The organism is Flavobacterium sp. 40-81 (genome assembly GCF_001898245.1).
GTDB classification, from domain to species: Bacteria; Bacteroidota; Bacteroidia; order Flavobacteriales; family Flavobacteriaceae; genus Flavobacterium; species Flavobacterium inviolabile.
This window is the reverse complement of record NZ_MKTM01000033.1, coordinates 117208-129789: the sequence shown is the minus strand read 5'-3', so window position 1 is coordinate 129789 and position 12582 is coordinate 117208. Positions and strand designations below refer to the sequence as shown.

The following is a 12582-nucleotide window of genomic DNA, read 5'->3' as shown; positions in this document are numbered from 1 at the left end:
ATTGGCTATGGGAATTTCACCAATATTCCACTTAGCGATAGGGCTATGTAAATGCCGGGAAAATTGGCTGGAACCAAACTTCTATAAAAATGCCCCGCCAGATACCTCTATACGCTGTCCGGTTACCCATCGGGCATCGTCAGAACACAAAAAAGCGACTACACCGCCAATATCTTCAGGAGTTGCCACCCGGCCGAGGGCAGCTATGCTTTTTGCCCATTCCATCGCCTGTGGCGTATCACGGAGACGCCCGCCACTGAAATCGGTAGCCACAGCTCCTGGTGCAATCGAATTGGCACGAATGCCTTTACTCCCCAATTCCTTCGCAAGATACCTTGTAACGGTTTCCATGGCTGCTTTCATGGCTGCATACGCAGCACTTCCCTGTATGGTAAATCGGGTTAGGCCTGTGGTTATATTTACAATCCCCCCATTATCGTTCAGTACTGGTAGTAACTTTTGCGTTAAAAAGAAAGTTCCTTTTAAATGTATATTCATTAAGTCGTCGAACTGGTCTTCCGTAGTTGCCTCAAAGGAAGGGATGGGTAAGCCAATCCCTGCATTGTTTACCAGAAAGTCTATTTTGTCAGTTCCGAATGCGTTCAGCATATTAGTTTTCAATATTTCTACAAAAACATTTAATTCAGAAATAAAGGCAATGTCCAATTTCAGGCAGATAGCCCTTTGTCCCAATGCAACGACTTCGGCAACTACCCGTTCAGCTTCTTCCCTTTTGGAATGATAGGTTAGTATGATATCGAGCCCTTTTTTTGCAAGATTTAATACGCTTTCACGTCCAAGTCCCCGGCTCCCCCCGGTTACCAGTGCTATTTTGTTCTTTTCCATGATTTAGTCAAATGTTTTAATTGTCAAACAAATATATTGTACATTTGGTATTATTTTGATATTAGTATACAAAAGGATACCGAATGAAAGAAAAGCATATTGAGGAGAAACTGAAGTATATTGAAGATTTCTATACAGCTGTTAACGGCAAATGGAAGCTTTCTATTCTTATAGCGATGTATAATGGCAAGAAACGTTTCAAGGAAATACAGTCTGTAATTCCCAAGATCACCAACCGTGTGTTATCCAAAGAGCTCAAGGATCTGGAAGCAAATAAAATGATTACCCGTAGTGTTTATGACACAATTCCCGTTACCATCGAATATGAGGTGACAGATTACTGTTTGACCCTGAAACCGATTATTGGAATGATGACAGAATGGGGTAAAAATCATAGAAAAAAAGTATCCGGTAATGGATAGCATAGATATTAGGGGGGCACAGGTGAATCGATTCAGTGCATTTTCATGTCTGCAGTTATTATCTTCTATACTTGCAGGTATGTCATGCTATGGTTAATTACTGATAAAGTGTAAAAAGTGGTTTGGCTTTTATTTGTATGTTGTGTGGTATGTAAAAAGTATTGACCCGGTATATCCACATAATCATGTAAACCTGAGATTTTCCAGTTTGATAGTTGTATCGATGCTGATGAAGTGATGAGTATGGTTAAGTTATTCCATGAGAAATATAATATTCAGATAATAAGCGTACAGAAGGTATTGTTTTCAATTATAAGACACCGGATAGTTTCTTTAGAAATTATTGCTGGCTGAAGAGAATAATATTAATAGAAGCATTATATATTATTAAAACTGCGATAGATAGATATGACGGAGGGGAATCAAAATTGTACCGTAATTCTGGAATTCTATGATTGGGGTAGAAAATATCGATACAATTTTCACTCGTCATAAAAAAAGTCATTTGTAATTTATTAATATATTGTAAATTAGATATTTGGAAGTCTAAAAGAAATTTTTGATGTCGAACCCCTGTAAAGCCTATATTGATAGGAGGGTATAAAGAAAAAAAAACCTTGTAAATCATTGATTTACAAGGTTTTGTGGAGTCGGAGAGAATCGAACTCTCGTCCAAACAAGCAATCGAAGAGCTTTCTACACGTTTAGTTTCCGATTAAATTTTCGACAAAAAGCAAGGCCGGAAACCGCCACTTTTTGCTTAGCTTTATGAATGTCAGAACGGATTTAAAGCATTACCGTTCCTAGGTTTACTTTTACGGTTCCCCTGAACAAAACGCCATAAACCAAGGCTTTTTAGAGGAATCCAGCTTTCTCGTCTAACGAGAACTAGGCAAATCGTACTATAATTCGGATTAAGCAGCTAAAGCGTAATTATTTTCGCCGTTTATAAGTTTGAAACATGATATTTACGAGCTGTGTCCCGGCGCTCGACGTGCTTACTGTCCAATTCCACTCGCTGTCAAAACCAGTCGACCCCAAGTAGTAGGAAAATACTATAATGAATATAGCAAAAACCAGACCGCAAATATAAATCATTAAATTTTCAATTAAAAATAATTGCAACACTATTCTTTAAATGTTACATTTGGGAACTATTTATTAAAAACAAACTAAACAATCCCTGAGAAGTTACATTATTAACAGTTTTTGACCTGTTTAAATGTTAATTTTTCAAAAGCTACTTACGATAAAAATGAAAATTGGACTTATCAAGGAACGAAAAAACCCGCCCGACAGACGCGTTGTTTTTTCTCCTGCAGAATTACTGAAATTAAAAGAACTTTATCCGCAGACAGAAATTAAAGTAGAATCATCCGATATCAGAATCTTTACCGATGCCCAATATGCAGCATTAGGCTTCGAAGTAACGGAGGATATGAATGATTGTGATGTATTAATAGGTGTAAAGGAAGTACCTGTTGATGCCTTGATTCCGGATAAAAAATATTTTTTCTTTTCGCACACCATTAAAAAGCAGCCGTATAACCGAAAATTATTAGTGGCTTGTCTTGAAAAAAATATCCGTTTGATCGATCATGAAACTATTGTTAATGAAACCAACCACCGCCTGATCGGTTTCGGAAGATATGCCGGAATTGTGGGAGCTTACAATGGTTTTAGAGCATTCGGAATCAAATACGAACTATTCAACTTACCTAAAGCAGAAACCCTGGCAGATAAGGCCGCTTTGATTGAACGTTTAAGAAGACCTTTTTTACCGCCTATTAAGATTGTCCTGACCGGTCACGGAAAAGTAGGAATGGGAGCCAAAGAAATTCTGGACGGTATGAAAATAAAACAGGTTTCCATTGAGGACTATTTAACAAAGAACTACTCGGAACCGGTTTATACACAAGTTGACGTTTTGGATTATAACAAACGCAAAGACGGTCAGCAACTGGACAACCAGGATTTTTACCACAACCCTCAGGATTATGTATCCGATTTTGAACGTTTCACAAAAGTATCGGACATTTTTATGGCCGGACATTTTTATGGAAACGGCGCACCGGTAATTTTGTCACGGGAAATGCTGAATGCACCGGACAACAGAATTAAAATCGTGGCCGATATTTCCTGTGATGTGGAAGGGCCTATTGCCTGTACCTTAAGAGCATCCACTATTGCAGAACCTTTATACGGTTATTACCCGAGTGAAGACAAAGAAGTAGAGATCACACATCCGGGTGCTATTGTAGTAATGGCGGTTGATAATTTACCTTGTGAATTGCCAAAAGATGCCAGCGAAGGATTTGGTGAAATGTTTTTGGAACACGTTATCCCGGCTTTCTATAATAATGACAAAGACGGAATCTTACATCGCGCTAAAATTACCGAAAACGGTAAACTAACCGAACGATTCAGCTACTTACAGGATTATGTAGATGGCGAAAAAGTAAGCTAATAAATATAAGACAGTGGTTATAATAAAAAGCCTTTCATGACTATGAAAGGCTTTTTATTTATCAGCACGACATTGCCTTTTACCCTTTGCTTTTTGCCAATTGCCCTTTGCTATTACCTTTTACCAATTACTCACCCCTTTTTCAAAAAATCCACCAAACCTTTAAAATAAGTATTCTGGTCATCATACATACTCATGTGTGCCCCGTTGGAACAAAACAGGTAGCTGCCTTTTGGCAATAATTTCGACATTTCTTCCATGTGTTTCGGATCCATCGTATCATATTGAGCGCCAATAACCAAAGTCGGAACGCTGATGTTTTTCAAATCCTTTTTACGATCCCATTTTGCCAGTTTTCCGGATATTCCAAACTCGCTGGGTCCCTGCATTGTTACATATAACGACTGATTTATTTTGGAGAAAGAACGGTTCATTGGTTCCGGCCAGTCATTTACCGGTAATCTGCAAACGTGTTTCGTATAGAAATTAGGCAGCAGCAGCTCCATATAACGCGGATTATTAAAATCTCCTTTGGCTTCAATACTTCGGATTTCCTGCAATACTTTCGGATCCATCTCTTTAGCCAGTACATTTTTGGCATAGAGATCATATTCCGGAGCACTCGACATCATATTGGAAATAATAAGACCTTTCAGATTGTTCTGGTATTTTAACGCATATTCCATGGCCAGAATTCCGCCCCAGGAATGTCCCAGCACATAGAAATTATCCTTGTTGAGCTGCAATGCCTGCCGAACCTGTTCGACTTCCTCTACATAACGGGGAAGATCCCAAAGCGTAGTGTCCTGGGTAGCGCTGGAATTTCCGCAGCCTAACTGATCGTAATAAATAAACTCAATTCCTTCTTTTGGGAGGAAACTCTCAAAACACTCAAAATATTCATGGGTCGCTCCGGGACCGCCATTTAACAATAGTACTTTAATCTTCGGATTATTTCCGATCCGTTTTGTCCAGATATTAAACGTCCCTTTAGGCGTTGTTATCGGAATAACCTGTACACCACCGTTTTTTATACCGCTGCCGGTATCTTCAAAATAATCCAATACAACAGTACCGGCTGCTGATTTTTCCATTTTAGTACAGGACGTAAAACCTATCAGTAACAAGGATATAAAGGTGATTATTGTTGTTTTTCGCATGATGATATGATTTAGAAAGGATTATAAAGTTATTAAAAAAGAATCAGATTTTACGCGTTATAACCCGCTTCCGTTTGTAAAGAAAATCCATTAACAGTATCTTTACCCTATGGATTCACTCACACAGATAGTATTGGGAGCAGCCGTTGGCGAAAAGATTCTGGGAAGAAAAATCGGAAACAGAGCCATGCTGTATGGCGCTATTGCCGGAACAATTCCCGATCTGGATGTCCTGGTCGGCAAACTGTTCGATCCGGTCACAGCCGTAGCCATACACCGCGGATTCAGTCATTCGATACTCTTCTTTTTATTACTGTCGCCCTTATTAGGCTGGCTGATATCCAAAAGAGAAAAAGACAGTAAAGTTTCCGTAATGAACGGAGCCGGCCTGGTCTTTTGGGCCTTGTTCACCCATGCTTTACTGGATGCCTTTACCACCTGGGGAACGCAGCTGCTATGGCCGTCGGCTTATAAATTTGCCTTTAAATCAATTTTTGTCATTGACCCGTTATATACGGTTCCGTTTATCATCTGCCTGATTGCCGCAATGCGGAAAGAGCGAACCGATTACAAGCGTACCCAATGGAATATTTTAGGACTAAAGATCAGTACAGGCTATCTTTTAATTACGCTGCTGCTAAAAGGAATTACCTATTATAAATTCCGACAGGCATTATTGGATGCTAAAATTGAATATGCACAAATGGAAACCAAACCGTCACCGTTCAATACCATATTATGGACTGCCAATGTGGAAACTGCGGATGCCTATTTAATAGGGGACTATTCTTTTTTTGACAGCCAGCCCATCACCTTCAAAGCCTATCCTAAAAACCATCAGCTTTTAGGAAGTCTTTCCGGTACTACAACAGTAAACCGGCTGATTGCCATTTCGGAAGGTTGGTACACCATTAGTGAAAAAGGGGGAAAGCTTTACTTTAACGACCTGCGTTTCGGACTACTGAATCCGGATGAAAACAACCCGCAATTTGCCTTTAGTTACGAACTGTTACCGGAAAACGGAGCATTAACCGTTAGGGAAGTACCCAAAAGTAAAAAAGACGGTATGCTTTTACTGCAAAAGTTATGGAATAGGATAGGAGGCAATTAAAGGTATCCTATTTTTTCTTAACTTGTTTTCTGTAAATAGTCAGGAAAGAAACAGCCGATGAAAAAAATCACACATCATTACGGTATTGGATTGGACTGGGTGGAATCGCTTGCGAAGCAGCTGGAAGGGAAAGTAGAAGGCAATTTTATGATAATTCCGGAGCATATTCACACGGGACAGCGTTACTTCCTGAATTGCGGTCCCGGAATAACAGCACTCTATATTGATGTGGTGTACCATACGGAAATCCATTTCCGCCAACAAAACCTGACCGATGATTTTATCGGGATGTATTACAACCTTACGGAAGGTGAAGCTGTACTGCTTTCCGATGATATTGCCAATCCTATCGGGCGTTGGAATTACAACCTGGCCATCGTTGACGGAGCGCTCTATTCCGATTATATTGTAAAGGAAAACAGCCATACCTTTGCCCTTTGTATTTTTATTAAAAAGAGCCTGATAAAAGAATACATTAAAGACAATCCTTCTTTGCGGGAACATGTCGATACAATAATGGATACCGAAAAAAATACCATTATCCGGTTTACCCGAATGAGCAGTGAAAGTTACCACCTTCTGAACGACTTGCGCAATCAGCAGCTCGAAAGCCTTTCGTTTCCGTATTATCTGCAGGGAACCATTCAAAGCCTTTTGGCCGATTATATTGAGAAAATGACCATCAGCGATATTGTGATCGAAAAAGTAAATGAGGACGACCTGAACGGTATTATAAAATCACAGTCTTTCCTGATTGAAAATTTAGACAGTGTATTTCCGGGAATTGAACTGCTGGCAGCACAGGTTAACATGTCGGAATCCAAATACAAGAACCTTTTTAAAAAGATAACCGGGATTCCGCCCAATACGTTTTTCCTGAATAATAAGCTTTTAAAATCAAGAGCACTGCTGCAGGAAAAGGAACTGACAATTGCGCAGATTGCCGATGCGCTGCATTTTGCCAACAGTTCCTATTTTATCTCAAAATTCAGGGACTTTTTCGGAATGTCGCCCAAAGAATATTCGAAACAACTCTATTCATGAAAGAAATTAACCATACCTATTCCCTGAAACCGGATTGGCAGTTCGCTATTGCGGCACAAATAGGCGCGCCGTTAATTGACAATAAATGGATTGTACAGCCGGAAAATTTAGGAGCAGGCGGAAGCTATTTCCTGGAAGTGGCTCCGGGTTTATCGGTAGTGGTACTGGATCTGGTATTCAACCAGCCGGTCCGGATTCGGAGGGATCGTTCGGAAGAAGACTTTTATATCATTCATTACGACTTTAGCGATGAAATGAATGTGATGAAAATCAACGACGAAAAACATAAAATCGGGTACCGGTCTATTTTGGGACTGGGAGTTATTGATAACAGGATCAGCAATGTTTTTGAACCGGTTGTCGGAGAACGCGTTTTTGCAATTCGTTTGCTGGTGGCTAAAAAAATATTGGATTTTCCAATGAAAAGCGGAACCGGTAAAGGAAAAAAGAATCCGGAAAAGACCCTGTATTTTTACGACCATGTAGACAGTAAAAGCAAAGTCATCATGCACCGCATCAAAAATAAAACCTTTTCCGATCCGGCTTACGATCTGTACCTGAGAGGAGTGGCCTTTAAATTGCTGGCCAAGTTTATGGACCGTTATGCCAATCTGAAAACGATTAACCGGATAACGGAAAGTGATATAAAAGCCCTGTCGGTAACCAAAGAATATTTAATGAATAATGTACTCGAACCATTTCCGGGGCTTGATTTTTTATCGGATATGGCAGGAATGTCCGTCTCAAAATATAAAGCGCTATTTAAAGAAGTCTATCTTGATGCTCCGAATAAGTTTTATATCCGGGAGAAAATGCTGCTGGCACAGGAATTACTGAAAAGCGGCGCCCATACTACTTTATCGGCGGTGATGCTCACATTAGGCTACAACCGACTGAATTATTTTGCTGCACAATACCACCGTTATACCGGTAATCATCCGTCTGATGATCTTAAAAAAGAATAAGAGTAAAGATATTTTGTTGTTTTAAAACGGTATTTTGTCTTATTGTGTGATTTTTATAACTTTTTAGTGCAGTTTTTGCCAGGTGTTTATACCAATTTTGCAGCGTCGATAACTGACGTTAAAAAGAAAGTATATGAAACACACGGTATTAAAAGGACTGCATATAGTGATGGTTTTATTTGTTGTACTGAAAAACCTGTGGTCTGGTATGGCAATAATGACGGAAGATACTGCCACAGCATCATTTTTTCTGGAATTGGGCTTTTCGAATGATGGGATTATGATGTTAGGGATGCTGGCAGTTGCCTGTGCCGGTTTAATACTGATACCGCAAACCTATATAATCGGGAACCTGATAACGGCTTCGATGACCTTTCTGATCATCTGTTTTAACCTGCTGGAAGAAAATCTCTGGGAAGCCATTACAGAAGTTCCTTTTTTATTACTTATCGTGGTCATGGTAAGGCTCAACCACCCCTATATAAACCGGTATCAATGGATAGATGTTATGTTTGAGAGGGATAGCTGATTCCGGAACTAAAATCGATTTTACCAATACTGAAATCGAAACAATCCATTTTATCGTATAGCGTTTTAGCACCGGAATTTGTATTTTTGAGCATCCTAAAAAGTAAGCCATGAAAATTGTAATATCACCAGCCAAATCATTAGATTTTGAAACGCAGTTACCCACAAAACAATATACCGAAGGAAATTTTTTAAAAGAAGCCAATACGGTTCATAAAGTACTGAAGAAAAAGAAACCGAAAGAACTTTCGGAATTGATGGCTATTTCTGAAAAATTAGCCGATTTAAACTGGCAGCGCAATCAGGAATGGGCAACCCCGTTTACACCCGAAAATGCCCGTCCGGCGGTATATGCTTTTAATGGTGATGTTTATATCGGGCTGGATGCCTATTCGCTTCCGGAGGAAAAACTGGAAGTATTGCAGGACAAACTCAGGATTCTGTCCGGCTTATACGGTTTACTGAAACCATTGGACCTGATCCAGCCATACCGACTGGAAATGGGAACCAGACTGCCAATAGGAAAAAGCAAAGACCTATATGAATTCTGGAAAACAAAGCTTACCAAAGCCTTGAATGCCGAGCTGAAAAAAGACGAATTATTCATCAATCTGGCGAGTAACGAATACTTTTCTGCCATCGACAAAAAAGCCTTGAAAGTACCGGTGATCACTCCGGAGTTTAAAGACTATAAAGACGGCAAACTTAAAATGATCAGCTTCTTTGCCAAAAAGGCGAGAGGAATGATGGTGCGTTATATTATTGAAACCAATGCCGAAACCATTGAAGACCTGAAAGGCTTTAATTATGAAGGATATCAATATGATGCGAATCTGAGCAAAGGGCATACCCTGGTTTTTACACGTTAATATTAAATCGGTATAAATTAGGTACTTGTAAGTGATTTAAACAGAATTTTCGTAAATTTAGTCAACCAAAACTATGTCCCTATGGAAAAACTATCATTTACCCTGGCTATGGCCTTGGTTTTAGTACTTGGAGCGTGTACCGCAACGAAAAAGGCGACTGCTTACGATAAAATGACCGGTAACAGCTGGCAGCTGGAATATATAACCGGCGTCAGAATTGCTTTTGAAGGCCTGTATCCGGAACAAAAGCCGCAGCTTTCATTTAATCAAAAAACACAGGAAGTAAACGGCAATACAAGCTGTAACCCGTTTTCGACAAACTATACGGCTAAAGATCCTAATTTTATTAAAATTGAAGCACCCAAAGCGATGACCATGCGTTTCTGTGAAGGAGAAGGAGAAAAACGCTTTTTGGACATGCTGCAAAAAATAAACAAATATGATGTCACACCAGACGGAAAACTGGTTTTACTGATGGATGATATTGTAGCGATGCGATTTATAAAAAAAATAGACTAATTGTAAAGGAGAGCAGTATGAAAAGCAGATTAATCCTCTTAGCATTAGTAGCGATAGCAGCAGCAGGCTGTAAAAAAGAGGCAACCAGAGAAAAAATTGAAGATAAAGATATTTCAATGGTTCCGACTGTCCAGGAAGATTGTTATGCCTATAAAAAAGACGGCAATACAATTTATATGCGCCTTAAAAAAGACAATACAACTACAGTTAAAGGCGATCTGGAATATGCATTTAGTGAAAAAGATGCCAATAAAGGAACTTTTGAAGGAACCGTTAAAGGCGATACTTTAATTGCCATGTATACCTTCACTTCAGAAGGTGTGGAAAGTAAAAGAGAAGTCGCTTTTCTGATAAAGGATAAAACCTTAATTGAAGGATATGGGGAAGTGGAAGAGCATGAGAGCGCTGTAGCTTTTAAAAACAGGTCTAAATTAGTATTCAATTCGAATATGCCGCTCACAAAAGTGGACTGTAAGAAATAAAAGAACCCCGTTTTAAAACGGGGTTCTTTTTTTATAAATGTTCATTCTGGATTAATGCATATAAAAATACTCCTCATAATCGCGGAGTGTTTCACGGGTCATTTTGCGCTGGTCGCGTGATAATTCCCGCAAAGCTTCGACACCTTTTTTAGCACAACGTTTTATTCCCGTTAGGCGGATCGAAAAATCCATCAGTCTGGAAACATCGTCAGGGCTTAACTTCTGCTTCAGTTCCTCAATATAGTTTTTGAATTCATAAACAACCTCGCGATTTTGTTCATAATCGGATTTTAAATCGTCTAATAGTTCATTTATCTCTTTCTCAATATCATTACAACGATCTTCACTCTTTTTGCTGAATTCTTCAAGAATCTTTTTTTCTGAGTTGCTAAATAATCCCATAGTAATAGTTTTTTGTTGTGTATAACTATTTTAAAATCAATGATTTGATGTGATATAAAGGTACGGTGTTTTTTTGAAAATAAAAAGGGAAATTTATTTTATAACGCAATGATAATATGCCAATAAAAAACGCTGGAAATATAATCCAGCGTTTTCTACAACAAATTAAATAACCTTAATTAAAATTAGTGAACATTTGACATGTCTACTTTTCCGGAACCTTTTCGGATTAAGAGTACAAAGGGTACACAAACCAGAAACAGGATGCCCAGATACATAAATACGTCCATATAGGATAATACAGTCGCCTGTTTCATAACGGAATAATCAATAGCCTGATGTGCTTTGTTAAGCGCTTCACTGCTGCTGAATCCTTTGGACATGAATCCGGCCTGTAATTGCTGAATACGTTGCTGTACTTCAAATTTGGCACCATCCAGGTTGGCAATTAAATCCACGCGGTGCCCTTGTGTAAAGCGGGCAATAAAAGTGGTTATAATGGCAATACCGAATGAACCGCCCAATTGTCGCATCATTCCGGTAAAAGCGGCTCCTTCACCAATGCTTTTCCCTTTCAGGGTGGAAAGTGCCAGAGTGGTAATCGGAACAAACAGTAAACCTAAACCAACACCGCGCAATATCAATGGCCAGAACATATGTTCCGTTCCGGTATCGGGAGTGATGACATTATGCATCCAGAAGGTAAAACCAAAGAATAACATAAAACCAACAGCAACCATATAGGATTGCGGTACACCGCGCTGAATCAGCTTACCGATAATCGGCATCATAATCCCGGTCATGATCGAACTCGGAATCAGTAATAATCCGGCATCGGTTGCCGTCCATCCCAGTACAGACTGGGTATAGATCGGAATGATAAAGGTGGAACCGTATAATCCGAAACCTAATATAAAACACATGATGGTTCCCACACGCAAATTACGATCCTGCAGTACTCTTAAATTAACAATAGGATGTTTGTAGGTTAACTGTCGCCAGATAAATAAAAGCAATCCAAAGAACGATACAATACTTAATGTAACAATCAGATTATCGGCAAACCAGTCATCCTGTTGTCCGTGTTCCAGTACAAACTGAAGCGAACCGATAAAAGAGGCCAGAAATACAATTCCCCACCAGTCTACCTGGCTGGCTTTTAGTTTCTCACCGTATTTAGGGCTTTTCACGAATGAAAGGGTCAATACGGTAGCAATGATTCCCAACGGAATATTGATATAGAAAATATACGGCCATGAAAAATTATCTACTAAATAACCTCCTAACGGCGGACCTAATGTTGGCCCTACAATCACACCCATTCCATAAATAGCCTGTGCCATTCCTCGTTTTGCAACGGGATAACTTTCCGTAATAATGGTTTGTGCTGTTACTAGCAGCGCACCACCACCCATACCCTGGATGAAACGGAAAGCAACAAGCTCCCAGATATTAGTCGCATTACCACAAAGGAAAGAGGAAACGGTAAAGATAATAATGGATGCGGCGAAATAGTTTCTGCGTCCGAATTGCTGGGACAACCAGCTGGTCATTGGAATAACGATTACGTTAGCAATGGCATAAGCGGTAATTACCCAGGCAACATCGGTCAGAGTAGCCCCTAAACTTCCTCTCATGTCGTTTAGGGCTACGTTTACGATAGTAGTATCGACAATCTCCAGCAGCGCACAAAGTACGGCAGTGATTGTGATAATGACTCTTCTAAAGCCATATTCTACTAAATTATCTTCTCCTGCTGCTTCCATA

The 12582-nt window shown here is 39.5% G+C and carries 13 protein-coding genes and 1 other RNA gene; 9 read left to right on the top strand and 5 right to left on the bottom strand.

Features of this window, described 5'->3' with window-relative positions; genetic code table 11:
- Positions 1-81: 81 nt before the first annotated feature.
- Positions 82-846, bottom strand: a complete 765-nt coding sequence (locus BGO42_RS13745) for an SDR family oxidoreductase (protein ID WP_273244810.1) — start codon at positions 844-846, stop codon at positions 82-84.
- A gap of 83 nt (positions 847-929) precedes the next feature.
- Between BGO42_RS13745 and BGO42_RS13740 the strand changes: the two genes are divergently transcribed.
- Positions 930-1268: a winged helix-turn-helix transcriptional regulator gene (locus BGO42_RS13740; protein WP_273244812.1), complete on the top strand. Its 339-nt coding sequence runs from the start codon at positions 930-932 to the stop codon at positions 1266-1268.
- Between the two features lie 642 nt (positions 1269-1910).
- Here the strand turns inward: BGO42_RS13740 and ssrA are convergent.
- Positions 1911-2307: a transfer-messenger RNA gene (ssrA, locus tag BGO42_RS13735) on the bottom strand.
- Positions 2308-2523: 216 nt separating this feature from the next.
- On the opposite strand from ssrA, the gene BGO42_RS13730 reads away from it, so the two are divergent.
- Positions 2524-3735: an NAD(P)-dependent oxidoreductase gene (locus BGO42_RS13730; protein WP_273244814.1), complete on the top strand. Its 1212-nt coding sequence runs from the start codon at positions 2524-2526 to the stop codon at positions 3733-3735.
- 131 nt (positions 3736-3866) lie between these two features.
- On the opposite strand, the gene BGO42_RS13725 is transcribed toward BGO42_RS13730, so the two are convergent.
- The gene (locus BGO42_RS13725; RefSeq protein ID WP_273244816.1) at positions 3867-4895 is read right to left on the bottom strand and encodes a proline iminopeptidase-family hydrolase; all 1029 of its coding nucleotides are present in this window, start codon (positions 4893-4895) and stop codon (positions 3867-3869) included.
- A 109-nt stretch (positions 4896-5004) separates the two neighbouring features.
- Between BGO42_RS13725 and BGO42_RS13720 the strand changes: the two genes are divergently transcribed.
- From BGO42_RS13720 to BGO42_RS13690, 7 genes are all read left to right on the top strand, one after another.
- Positions 5005-6006, top strand: coding sequence for a metal-dependent hydrolase (locus tag BGO42_RS13720; RefSeq protein ID WP_273244817.1), 1002 nt, complete (start codon positions 5005-5007; stop codon positions 6004-6006).
- Between the two features lie 57 nt (positions 6007-6063).
- Positions 6064-7050 carry a helix-turn-helix domain-containing protein gene (locus BGO42_RS13715; protein WP_177734031.1) on the top strand — a complete coding sequence of 329 codons (987 nt, stop codon included), beginning with the start codon at positions 6064-6066 and terminating at the stop codon, positions 7048-7050.
- Complete coding sequence (locus BGO42_RS13710) at positions 7047-8015, top strand: helix-turn-helix domain-containing protein (protein WP_177734033.1); 969 nt, start codon at positions 7047-7049, stop codon at positions 8013-8015. The genes BGO42_RS13715 and BGO42_RS13710 overlap by 4 nt, the downstream gene beginning before the upstream one ends.
- Positions 8016-8148: 133 nt before the next feature.
- Positions 8149-8544, top strand: a complete 396-nt coding sequence (locus BGO42_RS13705; protein WP_177734034.1) for a hypothetical protein — start codon at positions 8149-8151, stop codon at positions 8542-8544.
- 109 nt (positions 8545-8653) lie between these two features.
- On the top strand, positions 8654-9412 hold the full coding sequence (yaaA, locus tag BGO42_RS13700) for a peroxide stress protein YaaA (RefSeq protein WP_177734036.1): 759 nt from the start codon (positions 8654-8656) through the stop codon (positions 9410-9412).
- Positions 9413-9493: 81 nt separating this feature from the next.
- Positions 9494-9931 carry an META domain-containing protein gene (locus BGO42_RS13695; RefSeq protein ID WP_273244820.1) on the top strand — a complete coding sequence of 146 codons (438 nt, stop codon included), beginning with the start codon at positions 9494-9496 and terminating at the stop codon, positions 9929-9931.
- Between the two features lie 17 nt (positions 9932-9948).
- The gene (locus tag BGO42_RS13690) at positions 9949-10413 is read left to right on the top strand and encodes a hypothetical protein (protein WP_273244822.1); all 465 of its coding nucleotides are present in this window, start codon (positions 9949-9951) and stop codon (positions 10411-10413) included.
- 51 nt (positions 10414-10464) lie between these two features.
- Here BGO42_RS13690 and BGO42_RS13685 read toward each other — a convergent pair whose 3' ends face one another.
- Both BGO42_RS13685 and BGO42_RS13680 read right to left on the bottom strand, forming a co-directional pair.
- Positions 10465-10815 (bottom strand): hypothetical protein, encoded by a 351-nt coding sequence (locus BGO42_RS13685; protein ID WP_177734041.1) that lies wholly within the window; start codon positions 10813-10815, stop codon positions 10465-10467.
- A gap of 185 nt (positions 10816-11000) precedes the next feature.
- A complete protein-coding gene (locus BGO42_RS13680) occupies positions 11001-12581 on the bottom strand; it encodes an MDR family MFS transporter (RefSeq protein WP_177734043.1) in 1581 nt (526 codons plus the stop codon).
- Between the last annotated feature and the right edge of the window lies 1 nt (position 12582).

What these genes read in the sequence shown, in the direction of transcription:
- BGO42_RS13690 (WP_273244822.1), top strand. Translation starts at nt 9,949, where the DNA reads ATGAAAAGCAGATTAATCCTCTTAGCATTAGTAGCGATAGCAGCAGCA.
- BGO42_RS13740 (WP_273244812.1), top strand. Translation starts at nt 930, where the DNA reads ATGAAAGAAAAGCATATTGAGGAGAAACTGAAGTATATTGAAGATTTC.
- BGO42_RS13725 (WP_273244816.1), bottom strand. Translation starts at nt 4,895, where the DNA reads ATGCGAAAAACAACAATAATCACCTTTATATCCTTGTTACTGATAGGT.
- BGO42_RS13715 (WP_177734031.1), top strand. Translation starts at nt 6,064, where the DNA reads ATGAAAAAAATCACACATCATTACGGTATTGGATTGGACTGGGTGGAA.
- BGO42_RS13745 (WP_273244810.1), bottom strand. Translation starts at nt 846, where the DNA reads ATGGAAAAGAACAAAATAGCACTGGTAACCGGGGGGAGCCGGGGACTT.
- BGO42_RS13720 (WP_273244817.1), top strand. Translation starts at nt 5,005, where the DNA reads ATGGATTCACTCACACAGATAGTATTGGGAGCAGCCGTTGGCGAAAAG.
- BGO42_RS13710 (WP_177734033.1), top strand. Translation starts at nt 7,047, where the DNA reads ATGAAAGAAATTAACCATACCTATTCCCTGAAACCGGATTGGCAGTTC.
- BGO42_RS13695 (WP_273244820.1), top strand. Translation starts at nt 9,494, where the DNA reads ATGGAAAAACTATCATTTACCCTGGCTATGGCCTTGGTTTTAGTACTT.
- yaaA (WP_177734036.1), top strand. Translation starts at nt 8,654, where the DNA reads ATGAAAATTGTAATATCACCAGCCAAATCATTAGATTTTGAAACGCAG.
- BGO42_RS13685 (WP_177734041.1), bottom strand. Translation starts at nt 10,815, where the DNA reads ATGGGATTATTTAGCAACTCAGAAAAAAAGATTCTTGAAGAATTCAGC.
- BGO42_RS13705 (WP_177734034.1), top strand. Translation starts at nt 8,149, where the DNA reads ATGAAACACACGGTATTAAAAGGACTGCATATAGTGATGGTTTTATTT.
- BGO42_RS13730 (WP_273244814.1), top strand. Translation starts at nt 2,524, where the DNA reads ATGAAAATTGGACTTATCAAGGAACGAAAAAACCCGCCCGACAGACGC.
- BGO42_RS13680 (WP_177734043.1), bottom strand. Translation starts at nt 12,581, where the DNA reads ATGGAAGCAGCAGGAGAAGATAATTTAGTAGAATATGGCTTTAGAAGA.